This window comes from Algoriphagus aquaeductus, assembly GCF_003253485.1.
GTDB lineage: Bacteria > Bacteroidota > Bacteroidia > Cytophagales > Cyclobacteriaceae > Algoriphagus > Algoriphagus aquaeductus.
The window spans coordinates 14,106-33,935 of record NZ_QKTX01000009.1; the positions used below are offsets into that span (position 1 = coordinate 14,106).

The window sequence follows — 19,830 nt, forward strand, 5'->3', positions numbered from 1 at the left end:
TCATTTTTTTCCTCTTACGCTGTACTTCATTTACCTAATGATTCAAAAACATACTTTGAATCATTAGGTGAATGGAATAAGAAGGATTAATGCCCTTGTTTAGGTGATTATTTGAAATGAAGTTAACCATCAATCTTCACCTAAATGAAGCTACGCTCTACGGTCTTTTGCCCCCTCCCTTCCATGGGATTATCTCCAACCAGTCCATTTCCTTTTCTGAATTGCTTGACAAGTGTTTTTAGATTAAAAAAACAAGGGATTTTAGCGGGGTTGCTTTTTATCCTTACTTCTTTTTTTCAAGTAAATGCACAAAGCAGCACGTTAAGTTTTGATGATCAAGGACTTACTGGGTGTCAAGAAATCAGTGACAATCATTCTTTCTCAGCCTTCAACAAAACTTTTTTTGTATTCGCAGCAAATTTTGACGGAACGCCATCTGAAAATAATACCCCAAAATTAGGGGAGGGAGGAGTAACCCAAATAGCTGATGGTACGGGTGTGGGTTCCTTTAGTGAAGCGATATCAGGTTTAAGTTCATCTTCTACTTATTATCACCAAGCCTATGCAACCAATAGTGTAGGGACCTCTTATGTGGGAGTGGAAAGTTTTGTTACAACGGTTTTGGGTTGTGCACCAGCTGTTGGGGTCACTGATTTTGAAGGTTTATATACATCGTTCACCCAATTGGCTTCAGGAACTGGTTCTGCTACTGCTACTGTGGAGTGTTTTGACTTTACCTCTGTAACCATTGATCCAACGCATACAGCTAGAGTTTCCGGTACTTCAATCAGCGGAAATGAATTACTCATTATCCAGGGAGTGGGTACCAGCCCCAATGCGAATCTTGCCAGGGCAATTATCAAGTCAAATGATAACAGAGAATTCTCATTTAAATCAATAAAAGTTCAACCCTTTGGGTCTTTTACAGATTGGGATATTACTTATCAAGGGTATAAAGATGGTTCTTTAGTCACCGGAGCAAGTCTAAGTCGGAACAATATGATTTCGGGTACGATGTACACGGATGATTTTACTTCTATCTCTGGATTTTCAAATGTAGATGAGATTAGAATAGAGTTTTCTGTTGTTGGCACATCCTTTCAGAATTTCAGGATTGACGATTTGGAAATTGGTCCGGCCGCTTCTTTTACCTCACCAACATTAACCACAAGTACGGCTACAAGTATAACTTCGTCAGAAGCCACCTTGAATGGGAATGTCACTTCAGACGGAGGCGCGGCAGTAACCGCTAGAGGATTTGTTTATTCCTCATCAGACAATACCCCAACCTTAGGAGAAGGGGGAGTAATCCAGGTAGCTGATGGTTTGGGAACCGGTACTTTCAGTGAAGCAGTTTCGGGTCTAAGTTCTTCTACGACTTACTATTATCAAGCCTATGCCACCAATAGTCAGGGGACGAGCTATGGGGGAGTGGTGAGTTTTGAAACTCTTACTCCCAATGATGATACTGATCCGGTTTTAATACTCCCCGCGGATGCCAATCGTAATACCGATCTTGATGAATGCAGCTACACCGTTCAGGGGACAGAATTTGATCCGATTACCGCTACAGACAACAGTGGAAGCCTGGCTTCTCTTACTTATTCTTTGCAAAAACTGCTTCCCAGCCCAGATCTGATTTCCGAGGATTTTAACTCTGGTGCTTGGAATCCTGCAAATTTTGAAATCGGCTCTCCCACAGGGGGAGTGGTCAGTGGAGCATACCGTAGTACCGGGGGAGGAGATGACCGGGGTACCTTACGAACGGTCGCTGATTTTATTCCCACGGCAGAAAATCCGGTCTATGTGACAGCAACACTTCGTTTTGCCGGAACTGGACTCGCATTCATTGGGACTCGGAGTACTGGACTCAAAAACACAAGTTCATCCAATGAGCCTACCAACAGCCTTTATTTCAGAATCCATAATTTTAACAATGGCCAAACGAATCTATCCTCAACGAGCTTCGATGGTCGGCCCGGTAATTCATTTTATTCCAATCCTGTCATCGTAAGTTTTGTCGATAACGGCACCAACATCACCGGGACTTTTACCAATACGGTCACACAGCAGGTCCTGAGTTTTAACCAAAACACTAATTACAGTTCAGGATCTTGGAGAGTGGTTTTCTCCGGTGGAGCTGCGGTTTCTTGGGACGATATCAAAATCAGCTTTGGCCCCCACGAATACATTCAGGAATATGCTTCAGGTAGCAATTCTTTGGCTGGAATCGAGTTGGAACGCGGTGAAATTACCATTGAATGGACCGCTGCAGATGCGTCAGGAAATGAAACTGTCAAAAGCCAGCTTGTCACGGTAGAAGATAATCAAGAGCCCTTTATCTCTGGATTGGCAAATCTTTCCGGAGAATCCGAGAGTTCCAATAATTGGCAGACCACAATTCCTGATGTGGTTTTCGGAGACAATTGTTCAGGTTCGACCCTTTCTTGGCAAATGTCCGGTGCCCATACTAATTCCGGGCTGGGACAGGTGGGGACATTTTCTTTTGCTCCGGGAAATACAACGATCACCTATAAGGTCACCGACGCATCCGGGAATACAACTAGTGGAGCGATGACTGTAGAAAATACCAAGGAGTTTTTTGCCGGAGGTGCGGGGACAGAATCGGATCCTTATCAAATCTCCAACTGGCAGCACCTTTATAATATTCGATTTTTCAGTGGAACAGGGCCCACAGCCAGAAAGTATTTTGTGTTAACCAATGATCTTGATGCTTCAAGCAGCGGGTATGAAAACTATGCATCAGAAACCGCGAATGAAGGGTTGGGCTGGGAGCCAGGTGGGTATGTCAATTTTATCGTGTTAGATGGAAAAGGATTTGAGATTGCAGATCTGAACATCAATCGGCCAACTAATTGGGAGAATGGCATTTTCCGGTATTTGTATTATGGAGTTGTCAAAAATATAGTTGCCAAAGACTTTGTAATTAATGGGAGGGGTAATTCAGGATTTTTTGCTGGGTATGTGGATAATCTGAATTTTGAAAATATCCAAGTGATCAATGGCAATCTCACCTCCATGGAATACTATGGTGGGCTTCTGGCAGGTGGAGGATATAATACAACGATATTAAATTCTTCTGTCAAAGGAGTCGTGTCCGGAAAGTATTATTTGGGAGGATTTTTAGGTGAATTATATGAAGGCAAAATTGAAAGCAGTTTTGCAAATGTGTCTATCTCAGGGAGGCAGTCATTAGGAGGACTAGTCGGTTATTATGAGAGTTATGGTTCTGATTTAAAAATAAGCAAGTCCTATGCAAAAGGAATTGTTTCTGGGACCAATTATATCGGAGGCCTTGTTGGTCAGGGCTACTATCCAAAGATTCATAATTCCTATTCTGAAGTTGCAGTTACTGGTACTTCCAATTATGTAGGTGGAATCATAGGCTACAGTTATGAATTGGCTTTGACCAATTCCTATGCTTTTGGAAGTGTTGTTGGAATGGGTTTAAATGTGGGTGGATTGACCGGAATTGCCCAGCAAGGTACGATCACTCAGTCTTTCTGGGATAAAACACTGACTGGGCAGGAGGAAAATCAAGGGGGCGGTACAGGTTTATTGACTGCGGAATTAAAAGAAAAGGCACTTTTCTTGGATGCCGAATGGGATTTTGATACGGTGTGGAATATAAAAGTAGCCGCCGTCGATGGAGGATATATTTCCTATCCTTACCTCCGAGGATTTACTTATGATATTCCTGGAACTGATTTGGAGGTCAATCCGATACCAGGACTGGAACGCAGTACGCTTCCTCAAACGATCACCTTCCCTGAAATTGCCGAAAAGACCTACGGAGATGCGACCTTTACACTAGGTAATGCCGAAACCGATCAAGGTCTGACCGTAACCTATACCGCTGCAGACCCAACGGTAGTAAGCATCACTGGTAATCAGGCTTTTGTTCTAAAAGCTGGAAGTACGACAATCACGGCCTCACAAGCAGGTGATGATTCACGATTCCCCGCAGAAAATATAGAAAGAACACTTACAGTAGGAAAGAAGGCCTTGACCATCACGGCCAAGGACGATAGCAAGACCTACGGAACAGCTTACACCTTTGCGGGTACCGAGTTCACCACCGAAGGTTTGACCAACGAAGACGCAGTCACTTCCGCCACGATCACTTCGACAGGAGCACCGGCTACGGCAGGGGTGAATACTTACGACATCCTGATTTCAGAAGCAGATGGCACCGGCCTATCCAACTACGAGATCACCTATGAAAAAGGCACACTGACTGTTGGCAAGAAAGCCTTGACGATCACAGCAAACAGCGACAGCAAATCCTACGGTGATACCTACAACTTTGAAGGAACGGAATTTACGACAGATGGACTGGAAGAAGGCGATGCCGTGACTTCAGTGACCCTGACTTCTACCGGCGCACCAGCCACGGCAACAGTAAACACCTACGACATCCTGATTTCAGAAGTAGATGGCACCGGCCTGTCCAACTACGAGATCACCTATGAAAAAGGAACGCTGACCGTAGGCAAGAAAGCCTTGACGATCACGGCTAACAGCGACAGCAAAACCTACGGTGATACCTACAACTTTGAAGGAACGGAATTTACAACCGATGGACTGGAGGAAGGTGACGCCGTGACTTCAGTGACCCTGACTTCCACAGGCGCTCCGGCTACAGCAACAGTAAATACCTACGACATCCTGATTTCAGAAGCAGATGGCACCGGCCTGTCCAACTACGAGATCACCTATGAAAAAGGAACGCTGACCGTAGGCAAGAAAGCCTTGACGATCACGGCTAACAGCGACAGCAAAACCTACGGTGATACCTACAACTTTGAAGGAACGGAATTTACAACCGAAGAACTGGAAGAAGGCGATGCCGTGACTTCAGTGACCCTGACTTCCACAGGCGCTCCGGCTACAGCAACAGTAAACGCCTACGACATCCTGATCTCAGAAGCGGAAGGCACCGGCCTATCCAACTACGAGATCACCTATGAAAAAGGAACGCTGACCGTAGGCAAGAAAGCCTTGACGATCACAGCAAACAGCGACAGCAAGACCTACGGAACAGCTTACACCTTTGCGGGTACCGAGTTCACCACCGAAGGTTTGACCAACGAAGACGCAGTCACTTCCGCCACGATCACTTCGACAGGCGCTCCGGCCACGGCAACAGTAAACACCTACGACATCCTGATTTCAGAAGCAGATGGCCCCGGCCTATCCAACTACGAGATCACCTATGAAAAAGGCACACTGACTGTTGGCAAGAAAGCGGTCACTATTACTGCAGACGACAAGTCCAAGACTTACGGAGAGGCAAACCCGGCCTTGACCTTTACTTACAATGGATTGGTGAACGGAGACACGCAAGTGGCTACCGAACCGGGCATCAGCACGACGGCGACCCAAAGCTCGAATGCGGGTACCTATCCGATTACGTTAATGGGCGGCGAAGACCAGAACTACACGATCACCCTGGTAAACGGTACCCTTACTGTGGACAAGAAAGCTCTGACGATCACGGCAGATGACAAACAGAAGACTTACGGAGAGGCAAACCCTGCACTGACCATCACCTACGATGGCCTAGTCAACGGAGACACGCAAGTGGCTACCGAACCGGGCATCAGCACGATGGCGACACAAAGCTCGAATGCAGGTACTTATCCGATTACCTTGACAGGCGGATCAGATGATAACTATACGATCACGCTGGTAAACGGTACCCTGACCGTGGACAAAAAAGCGGTAACCATCACTGCAGATGACAAGTCTAAGACCTACGGAGAGGCAAACCCGGCCTTGACCTTCACTTACAATGGATTGGTGAACGGAGACACGCAAGTGGCTACCGAACCGGGCATCAGCACGACGGCGACTCAGAGCTCGAATGCGGGATCTTACCCGATCACGTTAGCTGGTGGTGAAGATCAGAACTATACCATTACGCTGGTAAACGGTACCCTGACCGTGGACAAGAAAGCTCTTACCATCACGGCCGATGACAAGCAGAAGACCTACGGAGAGGCAAACCCAGCACTGACCTTCACTTACAATGGCCTAGTCAACGGAGACACGAAAGTGGCTACCGAACCGGGCATCATCACGACGGCGACTCAGAGTTCAAATGTTGGAATTTACCCGATCACATTAGCTGGTGGTGAAGATCAGAACTACAACATTATACTAGTGAATGGGATCTTAACGATCGGTAAGAAGGACTTGACGATCACCGCAAACGATAAGTCCAAGACTTATGGAGAGGCAAACCCGGCCTTGACCTTCACCTACGATGGCCTAGTCAACGGAGACACGAAAGTGACCATCGAACCGAGCATCAGCACGACGGCGACACGAAGCTCAAATGCGGGTACGTATCCGATCACGTTAGCTGGTGGTGAAGATCAGAACTATACCATCACACTAGTGAATGGGACCTTAACGATCGGTAAGAAGGACTTGACGATCACCGCAGACGACAAGTCCAAGACTTACGGAGAGGAAAACCCGGCCTTGACCTTCAGCTACGATGGCCTAGTCAACGGCGAAACGAAAGTGGCCACCGAACCGGGCATCAACACGACGGCAACACAAAGCTCGAATGCAGGTACCTATCCGATTACCTTGACAAGCGGTGAAGACCAGAACTATACGATCACACTAGTGAATGGAACCTTAACGATCGGCAAGAAGGACTTGACGATAACCGCAAACGATAAGTCCAAGACTTACGGAGAAGCGAATCCTCCATTGACCTTCACCTACGATGGTCTAGTTAACGGCGACACGAAAGTGGCCACCGAACCGGGCATCAGCACGACGGCAACACAAAGCTCGAATGTGGGTACCTATCCGATTACCTTGACAGGCAGTGAAGACCAGAACTATACGATCACGCTTGTAAACGGTACCCTGACCATTGGGAAAGCGCTGTTGAAAATCAACGCCGAACCAAAAAGCAAAATCTTTGGCAATGTGGATCCGGTGTTGACTTTTACAGTTACAGGATTTAAGCTGTCGGATACCGAAGCGATCCTGAGTGGCGGTTTGGAACGGGTTGCGGGCGAAACGGTAGGAGTCTATGCGATAAATCAGGGGACGCTCGCTGCCAATGCCAATTACCAGATTGAGTTCGTCGGATCCGATTTGGAAATTCTTCCTGCAACATTGGCGGAGATTCTTTCCGGAGGAGAGATTACCACCCCTTGGTCAGTAGATCCAACGCTCCCAGGTCAAGTAGATATACTGACTCAGGACGGGCAAATCCTTCGCTATCCGGTGGTTTGGGATAGATCCACCTTAAATCTGCTGAAGAGGGGTACTTACACACTCTTTGGAACGGTGAATCTTCCGGCGGGTATTTTGAATCCGGCAGGGCAAAAAGCAGTGCAAAGAGTAATCGTGTTGCCAAAAGCCAATCCACAGGACTTGTTGCTTTCCAACAACACCTTTGCTCCAGCCGGAACGGACTATTTCGTGGCCGTCGGTGCGTTCCTTGTGATTGATCCGGTCGATCGAATCCATACCATCGAATTGATTCCCGGCCAGGCAGACAATGCCTTCTTTGAGATCAAATCGGATATTCTGTTTTGGAGCTCTTCGGACGAGGCCGCCGGGCGAACAGAGTTTACCGTACAGGTACGGGTTACCGACCGGGATGGAAACATCCTTGAAAAATCCTTCCGGATTCAACGGGTGCGGAAAGACCTGTCCGAACTGACGGTCTACAATTCCTTCACCCCGGATGGTGACGGAGTCAATGATACCTGGGGATTGCCGGACATGAGATTCTTCACCGGGGCGCGGGTGCAGGTGTTTGACCGGGATGGCAGAAGAGTCTTCTACACAGAAGATGCCGACATCCGCTGGAACGGAACTTTCGAAGGGAAAGAACTTCCGACAGGTGCCTATATATGGGTGCTGGAAACCAGAGAAAACGGGGAGTCCAGAAGAGGAATACTGAACCTGATCCGAAAATAAGCCAATTGAAAACCGGGGATTGTCCAGACAGGACAGTCCCCCAATCCAACCCTTTCGAATTTAAGAAATGATGAAAAAATATACCATCCTGCTTTCACTTCTGACCTTCATCTTAGGGATGTTCTGTTCAGGAAATTCATATTCACAATCCCGCAAGTTTGTGAGCCAGTTTTCGCACTTTCAGGGCTACTTCAACCCGGCCCTGACAGGCTATGAGGGGAGCACCGTCAGGAGCTTTGTCCGCAACCAATGGGGCGGGATAGAGGGGGCACCGAAGACCTACTTTCTGTCCGCAGACATAGACTTTGGCGAACTGGCAGGGGAGGAGGATCCGGCCCTGTTGGGTAAGAATGCGGTCTCAGTCAATCTGCTGCAGGACAATTTTGGAGCTTTCCGGGAAAACGAACTGACGGTCAACTATGCGGCCAGAGTCCGACTCAGCCGATCCCATAACCTTCGCCTGGGCACGGGGGTGAGCTATCAGAGCATCCGGTTGGACGGCAATGCGCTGACGACCGAGGAATCCGATGACCCGACGATCGGGAAATATTATGGGACCTTCAGCAACCTGAATGTGATCGACTTCAATATCGGGATGGCGCTGACCCACGCCAATTATTACCTGTCCTATGGTGTACATCGGGTGAATGGCGGAAAGAGTCAGCGGGGAGATGAGTTTATGGAGGGCTATCCGGCAGAGCACATGGTGCAGGCGGGTTTCCGTCAGGCGGTAAGTGAAAACCTTGCGTTTACCAGCAATGCTTTTTACCGAACACGAAAAAACCTGCCCGACATAATGGAACTGAACCTGAAGCTGCTGATGATGGATCGGTTTTGGATCGGAATGGGCCATCGCTTTGATTATGCGAGCAATGTCCAGGCAGGAATTCTGACAGGCAAACTAAGAATTGGCTATGTGTATGAATTTCCGATGGTGGGTTCCTACCTGCTTCCGGGAGGGATCCATGAGTTTACGGTCGCGCTGAACCTGTTCCGCTTCAATGAGCGACAGAGCAAGGATGACGTGATCATGTGGTAGAGCGAAAAGTTGGATATTGGGGACAAGAAGCTAAAGGGTGTTCCGGTATTTGACTTGGAAGAAAAACATCCCTGTATTTTAGTTGTAAGGCCCTTTCCGTTATCTGGTTCCAAATACTTGGGGCTGTGGATGGAAAGGGCTTTTTTGTTTATGGAAGAACATGGATTTAAAAGCATAACTATCTAGTTAAAAAAAACTTCTTGATAAAGATGTTTAATTTACAATGGACTGCACTTAGGAATTTTTTGGATTTTGAATAGAAGGATTTGCACAAAAAAAGCTGAACTTTAATTACTCGGTGTGTGAAAAATTAGGAGTATTTCCATTGAGTGGACGATTTTCTGTTTACCGCTAAAGAAACAGTTTTTTTGGAGGCGATCAGATTTGAACAAAAAGAAGAGTAATTGATTCGGAAATTTTACCTAACTATCCTCATCAAGAAAAAAGTGAAATGAATTATACCTTTCCGATTATTGGTATTGGAGCCTCCGCAGGAGGATTGGAGCCATTGGAATTGTTTTTTGAGTATGCGAAACCCAATGCCGGGTTTTCATATGTTCTTATCCAGCACTTGGCCCCCAATCACAAAAGCCTCATGGATGAATTGCTGTCACGGCATACCAGTTTGCCGATTGAAGTGATCCAGCATGAAATGTCACTGGAGCCCGGAAAAATTTATCTGAATCCTCCCAAGAAATTTGTAGAGCTCCAAGACGGGCGATTCCTTCTTACTGAAAAAGAGGACCGACAGCTCAGTTTTCCAATCAGCTCGTTTTTGAATTCACTGGCGGAACAAGCCCACGAGAAGGCATGTGCCATCATCATGTCCGGCACCGGAAGTGATGGATCAGAAGGGGTCAAATACATTAAGGAAAAGGGGGGGCTGGTTATCGCTCAGGATCCTACCACGGCTAAGTTTGACGGGATGCCAAAAAGTGCCATTCTCACGGGAGCGGTGGATAAAATCTGTGCGGTGGATCAGATGCACAGGGAGATAGAGGCTTTCTTTTTTACCACCAATGAAATCCACAAGGAGTTTTTGAATTCCCAGGATAACAAGGGATTGATTACTGCTGTTTTAACCAGCGTTTATCAGCAGATAGGGGTGGATTTTACTGATTACAAATATTCTACCGTTTCCCGACGGATTGCCCGCAGGATGAGCTTGCTGGGCTATTCGGAAATGCAGGAATATCTTACCTACATCAAAACCAATAATCAGGAGCCTTATTTGCTTGCCAAAGAATTGTTGATCGGTGTCACCCGATTTTTTAGGGATGAGGACAATTTTGAAGCCTTGAGACAACAGGTTATTCCCCGATTAATTGAAGAAAATATGGAGTCCAAATCCCTACGGATTTGGGTGCCGGCATGCTCCACGGGAGAGGAGGCCTATACGATTGCGATTTTGGTTAAAGATTATCTCAGGAGTCAGAAGTTGCAGTTTGATGTGAGTATTTTTGCGACTGATTTGGATAAAGAGGCAATCAAACAAGCCACTAACCGAATTTTTCCGGAAAGTATCTCCACAGAGATTCCGCAGGAATTTCTCAATCTCTACTTTATCCCACAAAGAAAAGGATACACCATCGCCAGGGAAATCCGGGAAATGATCATCTTTTCCGCGCACAACTTGGTGCAGGATCCGCCTTTCAATCGAATTGACCTGATCAGCTGCCGAAACTTTCTGATCTATTTGAATTCAAAACTGCAGCAGCGGGTATTTTCCATGTTTCAATTCTCGCTTAGGACGAATGGATTTTTGTTTTTGGGAGCAAGTGAATCGCTCGGAGATGTAAGCGAATACTTCATTGAATTCGATAAAAAGACCAAAATTTTTCAAAACAAGGAAAACAAGAAGGGGATTCAGCAGATCCGAAGTTCAAGGAAACACAGCATTACTCCATCTGATTATTTTAGTCAAAGTAAGGCAATCGCGCCGGTTCCGCTGTCCTCTAGGAGCAAACTCTTAACCGAGATCCAAAATGTATTGATTCAGGAATTTGTCCCGGACTCCATCGTCACGGATGAAGATTTCAACCTCCTTCATACCACTGGAAATGCTCACCGTTGGCTGACCTTGCCCTCTGGCGAAATTACCACCAATGTGCTGAAAATGTTGCCCGATGCACTTGCTATACCCTTTGAAGTGGTGGCAAACAAAGTGCTCCATTCGGGGATATCGACACAGATCAATAAAGTGGAAATAGGTGGAATGCTCCGACAGTTTTACGAGGGAGAGAGGTTTCTCACCATCAGGCTTCGACGTATGCAGCTTATCGAAAATGCCTTTCAGTTGATTGCCACTTTCGAGCCTGAAAAAACTTCAGAAAATGAGAAGGCTTTTGAAAAAATAGAAATCAACGCTGCATCCAAAGAGAAAATAAATATTCTCGAGAGAGAACTTAGGATAAACCGGGAAAACCTTCAATCTACCATTGAGGAACTTGAATCAAGCAATGAGGAACTTCAGGCCGCCAACGAAGAGCTTCAAAGTTCCAATGAGGAACTCGAATCGGTAAATGAGGAGCTATATACCGTAAATGCTGAATATCAGCAGAAAATCAATGAGCTGTCGGATACCAATAATGATCTAAACAACCTGATCCACAGTACACAGATCGCCTTGTTGTTTCTGGATGTGAACCTGAATATCCGCAGATTTACCCCGGCTATTCGGGAAATCCTCGACCTCATGCCACATGATGTAGGGCGTAATATCAGTCACTTTCGGGGGAAGGTTCAATTGGAGGACTTGATGGGACATATTGAAAAGGTTTTTGATTCCCAATCAAGTTTTGAAACCCAAATCCGTGATACCAAAGGCGAAGAATTTCTATTGAATATCTCACCCTTCCGATCACATACCGGAGAGATACAGGGGGTAGTCATGGTTTTTGTCAACGTTTCCCGATACAACCGAATGGAGCGTGCATTGGAAGTTTCCAATGAAACTTTAGACTTGCTGAATAGCAGGCATACGCGTCAGACCGAGCTTTTTGAATTGATCGCCAGCAATTCCCGGGATATGATTTCCATATTGGACTTGAGTGGGAATCTGAAATACTGCTCCCCTTCAGGTGCTGAAATTACGGGATATCCAATCGAGCGATTGGCTGAATTGGATCTGCTGGATCGAATCCCGGATCCGGCTCACAAAAAGAAATGGTTAAATGCCATAGAAGCAATTAAAGAGGGGAAGACACCCGGCCTGATCCAATTTAAATTCAGGACCTGGACAGGAGTGAACCGTTGGATGGAATCCAATCTAAAGCCACTTCAGTTGGGTGACGGGAAAATCGAAAACATCCTGATCTCCACCCGGGATATTAATCAACGGATGATTCAGGATGTAGAGCTGAAGAAATTGGCATTGATCGCGGAGCAAACGAGCAATGCTGTGATCATTACGGACAGTCAAGGCAAAATCACCTTTGTGAATGATGCTTTTGAAAACATGACCGGATATACAGAAGCGGAGGTATTGGGTAAAAAACCGGGGCATTTGCTTCAGGGAAAAGAAAGTACTGAAGAGGCGAAAAGGCTGATGGCAAAAGGGATCAAAAATCAAATTGCCACAGAAGTTGAAATGATCAACTACACCAAGTCAGGCAATAAATATTTGGTGAGGATTCAGACCGAACCCATGTTTGACAAAAATCAGGAGCTCATTGGATTCTTTTCTATCCAGAATGACATTACCATCCAAAAGGAGCAGGAGCAACAGATCCATCGACTCAACCAAAGAATAAAGGAGCAAAACCAAAAACTCCAAGAGGTCAATAGTTCGTTGGAAGAGTTCGCATATGTCGCTTCTCATGACCTCAAAACCCCTGTCAGAAATATTACAGGCTTATTGGATATCATCCATAAAAAGGGGGAGGATCTTGATCCCCAGAAGCGAAAGCAATATTTGGATGTAATTCGGGCCTCCTCCGTAGAATTGGGAAGACTGATTGAAAATCTTCTCGAATATTCCCGTACAGGGACTTTGGAGGAGGAATTGGAAACTGTGGAAACAGAGGAATTAATCAAGGCGGTCATTCAACTGTTTGAAAGAGAACTAGAGGAAAATGGAGGGGTGATAAAAGCCGAAATCACCGTAAAAAAAATCAGAGTTTACCCCATTCTGTTCAAGCGCCTGATCACGAACCTGATTAGCAATTCACTCAAGTATAGGTCGGTAAGGATACCGGAAATTTTCATCTCCTGCTTTCAAAAAAGCGAATCTGTGGTATTCAAGATTACGGATAATGGCGTTGGAATACCTGAAAATCAGAAAGAGGCCATTTTCAAAATATTCAAAACCCTGGGCAACAAAAAGGATAGCAATGGGATAGGACTCTCGGTGTGTAAAAAAATTGCCGAATTGCATGGCGGGAAAATCTGGGTTGAATCCGATGGTCAAAGTGGATCCACATTTTGGGTTGAATTCAACACAGGATTTTGAGGAAGTGCTCTAACGTACTTCAATGCAGTATCCCAAGATTTGGAAGCAGGAAAGAAGCACCTGTAAAAGACCTACGCAGGCAAGCCAACCAAGAAGTATCTGAAGCTTTCCAAGGCAATCCAAAAAGCTGAAAGGGTTGATTTTCGAGAAACCGAAAGGCGGTTGGTATTTGGGAAATGATTTTCTTCTTATTTTCAGAAAGATCTAGGGGAAAATTGATTCACCTAGCAAACCTTAAAATTGAAAAATATGCTTGACCCAAAAATTGGCCTTTTATTGACTTCCTTGATGGTTCTTCTAGTGATCTTAATCATTTTAAGATTCGTTGGGGCTTGGCTTTTTAGAATTGATGATGTGATTGATCTTCAAAAAAAGATATTTGAAGAACTGAAACGAATTAATTCAAAGTAAGAATCTGCAAGAAATAAAGCCGATTTTGTGCAAATCTTGTGCAAATAAAAAAGGAGTTACAAATTTCTTTGTAACTCCTTGATAATCAAGTCGGGGTGACAGGATTTGAACCTGCGACCACACGCCCCCCAGACGTGTACGCTACCGGACTGCGCCACACCCCGATTAACAAGAGGCGAAATTATAACTTTCTGGATTTTTTGCCAGCCTCTTTTATGAATTTGATCAGGAGTAAGGTTATCTCCTTGGTTCACAAGAGGAAATAAAGAGGTTACTTCTCCTGATCTTTGGATTTAAAGAAAACAGCTTGGAAGGTTTGCTTGCAGCACTTATGGCAAAGTGCTACAGATGGCTTTAACAGTTCTGCTTTTCGCAAAGCTTCAGATCCATTGTTAAAGGGGCCCAAGTAGTCCCGATCTAAAGAGTCCGGAATGTGTTCACATTCTTTGTCATGGATTTCAAATTCGCCCTGGGAATTGGGCTTGGAAGAAAGGTAAAAGAATTTCATAGTATCAGCGATAAACTCCGCTAATGTAGAAAAGCTAAAACTCCTAAAACATACCCTATATCGGGTATTTTTTGAAGGTTTTAGAATCGATTTCAGAAAGGAAAGCCGGATTTTCTGCCCCGGATTTCGGATTGCCTCACGGGCATGGCGTCAATGAGGCGATAGATTTTAGATGGATTGGGCGGGAAGTCTCCAGTGGATTTTATTCCTCCGTCCAAACCTATCAATATCCAATTTTCATTTTGGGACTTGACCCGTTTTAGGTGATTGACAAAATCCTGCACATGGATTTCTCCCGTGTAGTTGGTGTGCATTAACCTGCCATTTGAAAAATGAAAGAAAAGCAATTTTCTGTCTGTTAAGTTTTTTTGTTCGTCTTCCGATAGCCACTCCGAGCAGTCTTGATTACCGTCATAGATCAATAGTCGATTCTTCCAAACAAAATCTGATGGACTATTCCCCGAAAAAATAGTAATCAGAAGCGGAAATAAATTTAGCCATACCATAGGAATGAAACCTGGTTGGGAATTAAGAGTTTGGAATTTTTTTAATATTTCCTGATTCTGAGAGAATAGGGTAGAATGATTTGATTTTAGTAAGGTAAAAAACGATCATTTCCCCGCCTGTCAGTTGGAAATCGATTTCCTAAACAATCCAACTTAAGAAAATGAAAATTTCATGAGTGGAAAACCAGTCGTCATTTTTCCAATTCATATAGTTTACATTTTTTTACACTTCATTTCATGGATTTATTCGGGAAAAATTGAATTTTTTATCGGATTCGGCATCGTGAAAATGCAGATTGGATCAATTATTGATCTGATCCATACATGAAAAAGTATTTTGTATAGAATAAAGTGCTTTTTCCATTTATCACCTATCCCAAAAAGCCCATTTACCTTTCATCAAAGGTGCTCAAAAGATTAATGATTAGAACTTTACGCCAATCCATCTTTTTTTTATCTGGAAAAGGAAGTCTATTAATTGGACTTTTTTGGATGATTTATGGGTTGAGTTTTTCACAATCTACTACCATCAACTCCAATACGACAGTTAACGCTTCCTCAATCCCTGTAGGAAACAATATTATCATGGACAGTGGGGCTACCTTGAATATGGATGTTTCAAGAATGTTTGGCTCTTTAACTGTTCAAAATAATAATTCAAATAATATAGCAGACGCTACAATAGCGGGAATTGGAACTTCTCAGTTTACAACTGTTGTCCTTAACGCATCTGCAAATGGAAATTCAAACAGGGACAGAGGGATAAGGTTGGTGGTTTCTGATGTAGCTTATTTGAGATGCGAGACCTTGACTCTATCAGGTAATAGGTCTCATTTAATAAATATCTTAGGTACAATTGAGCTTACAGGTCTAGGTGAGCCGATTCAGTCAATTGGATGGACCAGTTTTCAGATCGGGCCAGCTTCTACATTTATCTACAGTGGATTGGATCAAACAATCTACAACGATGATTATCATCACCTCACTCTTTCAAATTCCGGGACAAAAACCTTCCAATCAGGAACAAGTGCCATTTCAGGGAATCTTACTCTGACAGGTTCAGCAACTTCTTCGGCCATCTTAGGTCTTTCTGTTGGTGGAAACTTGTCGATTCTTTCCAACGCAACTTTTAATGCGGGGTCCTTTAATCTTCAAATCGAAGGCAACTGGACCCAGTCAGGCACTTTTGTTTCTGGGACTTCTACGGTTCAGTTCACGGGCAATTCCTCCAAATCCATTCAGGTAACAGGTTCTGGGGGATTTCATCACCTTTCTATCCTTGGATCAGGCACAGTTTCGGCCTTAAGTAATCTTTCCGTTTTGGGCAACCTCACTATTGCCGCTGGAGCCAGTTTTGAAGCAGGGAATTTCACACATCAGGTGGGAAGGGACTGGAATCAGTCGGGAAACTTTTTGCCGGGAAATTCTTTGGTTCAATTCACAGGCTCCAATTCCGGAACAATTCAAGTCACAGGAACAGGGGGATTTCAAAATTTATCCTTTTTGGGATCAGGAACAAAGACCATCAGTTCTACCCTTAGCGTCTCTGGAAATATTACTCCGGTTTCCGGTCCGGTGGTGTTAACCGGAGCAAATACCTTGACGCTCCAAGCAAACCGGGAAATGGAGATCACACCAACGGGATCTTTGTCTACTTCCAGTGGACGATTGATTCTCCAGCCGGGATCGCAGTATATAAATAGAAGTACCTCCAATCCAACCCTTGAAATGAGGCAGACTTTTACCGGTCAAAAAGGATGGAGAATGGTAGGGACTCCTGTTTCTACCACCTATTCCAATCTGACAGCCGGCTTGGAAACCCAAGGATTCCCGGGTTCAAGCAATCCTTCTCTTCAGCCCAACTTGCTCTGGTGGGATGAAACAGACAAAGGAACCACCCTGCAAGGATGGAGGCAGCCTACTTCGTTATCAGCCAATGTTCCGGCAGGAAGAGGCCATTATTTTTATGTATTCAATGGAGATTCAAAACCGGGAGGAGGAAATTACGCAGATGTGTTGCCCAGAAATATAGCTGTCACCGGTACAGAAGTTAATTTGGCTTCTGGAGTTTTTGATTTTGGCCTGACCTTCACTCCAAGGACTTCTAACTCAACGCAAGTTTCGGGGACATGGACAGAGGTCAATCAGGCGGATGAAGGGTTTAATTTAGTCGCCAACCCAACGGCAAGTGTGATTGATTTTCATGCCTCGAGTGGATGGAATAAATCCAATGTTGATCAGACGATTTACATTTGGGATCCTACCGAGGGAGATTTTTTGACCTGGAATGGAACCACAGGTAGTTTGGGAAATGGGCGGATTGCTCCCTTTCAAGCTTTTTGGGTCAAGTCCAATGCCCCTGCTCCAATCCTTCAACTCACCGGAAATGGAGCCAAATCGCTTTTGTCAACCAGTTTTTCCGGAAGAAAATCAACCTCATCGCCTCCAGTTCTTGAGCTGAATGTGGCAGGCGAGGGGATGAGAGCCCAATCCTTTATCACCTTTGGACCGGACGGCATGGAAGGTGCCGATCCCAAAGATGCCTATCAGCTGGAGTCATTGGGGGAAGATTGGCTGCTGTTGTATTCTTTTGGATCACTCCAGACGAAAAGTCCCCTTGTCATCAACCACCAGCCGGATTTGAGTGCTGGGCAAAATCGGATCATTCCGCTACATCTGTCTGCTTCCCGAAAAGGGGAGGGCTTCAAAGGGGCCTACCTGATGAATTGGAAGTTGCCGGAGGATTGGGATCCGGGATTGGAGATCGTGTTGATGGATCATATCCACAAGAAAGCCATTGACATGAAGAAAGAGGCTTTCTACACCTTCGAATTGGAAGCGCCAAAGTCCCCTATTTCCAATTCACGAAAAACATGGGATGGTCTTGCAACACCACAGGCAGTGATCTTCCAGACACCCTACGAACTCGGAGAAAGTGAGGAGTTAGACGGGCATCAACTAAACGCTCGAACCACTTCGAGTTCAAAGCCTAAAAGACCTTTTACCCTTTACATTGGAGCATTTCCTCAGGGTGAAGTGGAATACCTTCCAGATTTGCCCAAACTTTTTCCTCCTTCGCCCAATCCATTCAGCCAAGAAACCAAAATCAAGTTTTTCCTTCCTTATGAGGAAACTACTGAGTTGGGGATCTATGACCTTTTGGGACAAAAAGTCGGAGGCTTTTCGCCACAAAAATACCTTCCAGGCATGCATGAAGTGGAGTGGATTCCGGCTGCTATTGACCTGCCAAAAGGGATATATGTAATCCGGCTCGCAACCTCTATTGGACAATTCACCCAAAAACTGATCAAAAACTGATGAAGCATTCTTTACCCTGCATTTTAATCACTTTCCTCTGTTTTTGGGCAAGCGGAACTTTTGCTCAGGTCGATGATACGCGACAGGCCACGCTTTCGGTCAGAGCAACAGCGACCGTCACCGACAATCTCCAAATGCTCACCATCCGAAACCTTGATTTGATCAGTCCAGCGGTCATTGACAATAAAATTGTGGTTTCGCCGACCAGCAGCGGATTTGCCGGGATGTTTAAGATTTTGGGCAATCCCAGTGCAAGAGTGAGGATTACTTTCCTCCAAAATGAAACACTAAAAGAGGTCAATGATGGTCTGGGGGAGGTTTCTGCTCAATATTTTGTCAGTGAAGCTTTTGAGGATACCCAATTTCAAAGTACCCTACTGCAAGTCGGGGAGGCCAATGTGAGACTTAGCGAGCAGGGCGTGCTTTTCCTTTGGCTTGGAGCGGATTTGGATTTGGCATTGGCGACTCCCGGTATGTATTTGTCAGAATTTGTCATCGAACTGGAATATATCTAATGGACAGCCTGAAGACATATTCCAAAAGAAAGGTTTGGCTGCTGCTAGGTTTGGCATTCCTCAAGCTTGGTCCGGATGCTTCAGCCCAACGAATAAATTTCAGCACTTGGACTGGGAGCGATGACATCACGATCACTCCTGTTTTGGCGAGTCCCAATTTGAATTTCAATCTAAAGCAACCCAATATCAGGGTAAATAGTCCAGCTGTGGCCATCAATCTGTCCGACCAACAGGCTGTGGCTTTTCGGATCGAAGCTCCAGAAGGATTTGATTTGACGGTAGAAGTGGACGCTCCTGTTTTTTTGAGTCTGAATGGAACAGAGTCTGACGCAGACAAAACGGTTCCTTTTCGGGTGGCTTTGGCTTACAACAATTTGCAGGCTGGAGATGAAATGAGTGCAAAGGCCGGTGCGGTACAGTTGCCGACCGGATTCAATACCATCACCTTTCCGGTAAACAGAAGACTGTCCGGAGCTCCCGGCCCTCCGCCCACTCCGGTATCGGGGAATTATACCCGTCCAAAATCCATAGCATGGCTTTTTCTTTATGGAGAGTTGGGGCCCATCGGACAGATCCAAGTGGGGCAATATTCAGGTGATATCACGGTCAACGTCTACTTCACATCTAATGACTAAAATCCTGATCCATATCGCACTTATCGGATGGGTATTAGTCTTTCCCATCTCAGTTTCTGCCCAGGTGGTGGCGATTCGGTTAGAGATTCCGGCCGGTGTTCAATTCCGTGCTGAATTGGTTGATTCCAGAATGGGAGACACTTGGGAGAAAAATAAAGCCAAGGTATGGGTGGGAATCGAAGCTCAAGAGAACCTGACTTTCCTGCTGGAAGTGAATTATCCGAATAGGGAAATTCTCCCACCTCCTGAGTCATTTTTTCTCAATGATGGAAGTGCTGACTTTGAAAATGCGGTCAATCTTGGCGGGGGAACTCATGCCTTGAGGATGAATGCCCAAAATAAATTGATCAGAAAGATGGATCCCAGCCCTCCTTACCTCAAGTCTTGGCTGGGTTTGCCTGTCATTCAAGGCCTTACTGTGAAAATCGAATACCCTTAAAATAAATCTAAAACCTTCAAAATCATGAACCA

9 protein-coding genes and 1 tRNA gene are annotated in these 19,830 nt (G+C 45.2%); 7 read left to right on the top strand and 3 right to left on the bottom strand.

From position 1 onward, the window contains the following. Positions 1–144: 144 nt before the first annotated feature. From CLV31_RS12850 to CLV31_RS12860, 3 genes are all read left to right on the top strand, one after another. Positions 145–7,977: an MBG domain-containing protein gene (locus CLV31_RS12850; protein ID WP_111393305.1), complete on the top strand. Its 7,833-nt coding sequence runs from the start codon at positions 145–147 to the stop codon at positions 7,975–7,977. Positions 7,978–8,047: 70 nt separating this feature from the next. Next, positions 8,048–9,016, top strand: coding sequence for a PorP/SprF family type IX secretion system membrane protein (locus tag CLV31_RS12855; protein ID WP_111393453.1), 969 nt, complete (start codon positions 8,048–8,050; stop codon positions 9,014–9,016). Positions 9,017–9,467: 451 nt separating this feature from the next. Further along, entirely contained in the window at positions 9,468–13,466 is a 3,999-nt protein-coding gene (locus CLV31_RS12860) for a CheR family methyltransferase (RefSeq protein WP_111393306.1), read from the top strand. Between the two features lie 501 nt (positions 13,467–13,967). On the opposite strand, the gene CLV31_RS12865 is transcribed toward CLV31_RS12860, so the two are convergent. The 3 genes from CLV31_RS12865 to CLV31_RS12875 form a co-directional block, all read right to left on the bottom strand. Beyond that, positions 13,968–14,041 (bottom strand) — tRNA-Pro (locus CLV31_RS12865). A 107-nt stretch (positions 14,042–14,148) separates the two neighbouring features. Continuing rightward, entirely contained in the window at positions 14,149–14,385 is a 237-nt protein-coding gene (locus tag CLV31_RS12870; protein ID WP_111393307.1) for a hypothetical protein, read from the bottom strand. A gap of 92 nt (positions 14,386–14,477) precedes the next feature. Further along, entirely contained in the window at positions 14,478–14,891 is a 414-nt protein-coding gene (locus CLV31_RS12875) for a DUF4174 domain-containing protein (RefSeq protein ID WP_111393308.1), read from the bottom strand. A gap of 945 nt (positions 14,892–15,836) precedes the next feature. Here CLV31_RS12875 and CLV31_RS12880 point away from each other — a divergent pair. Genes CLV31_RS12880 through CLV31_RS12895 form a run of 4 tightly spaced genes read left to right on the top strand, consistent with a single transcriptional unit; the run spans position 15,837 to position 19,798 of the window. Further along, complete coding sequence (locus CLV31_RS12880) at positions 15,837–18,209, top strand: T9SS type A sorting domain-containing protein (RefSeq protein ID WP_181452629.1); 2,373 nt, start codon at positions 15,837–15,839, stop codon at positions 18,207–18,209. Further along, positions 18,209–18,724, top strand: coding sequence for a hypothetical protein (locus tag CLV31_RS12885; RefSeq protein WP_111393310.1), 516 nt, complete (start codon positions 18,209–18,211; stop codon positions 18,722–18,724). Before CLV31_RS12880 ends, CLV31_RS12885 begins: the two co-directional genes overlap by 1 nt. After that, positions 18,724–19,359, top strand: a complete 636-nt coding sequence (locus CLV31_RS12890) for a hypothetical protein (RefSeq protein ID WP_111393311.1) — start codon at positions 18,724–18,726, stop codon at positions 19,357–19,359. Before CLV31_RS12885 ends, CLV31_RS12890 begins: the two co-directional genes overlap by 1 nt. Continuing rightward, a complete protein-coding gene (locus CLV31_RS12895; protein ID WP_111393312.1) occupies positions 19,352–19,798 on the top strand; it encodes a hypothetical protein in 447 nt (148 codons plus the stop codon). Before CLV31_RS12890 ends, CLV31_RS12895 begins: the two co-directional genes overlap by 8 nt. The last annotated feature ends 32 nt before the right edge of the window (positions 19,799–19,830 follow it).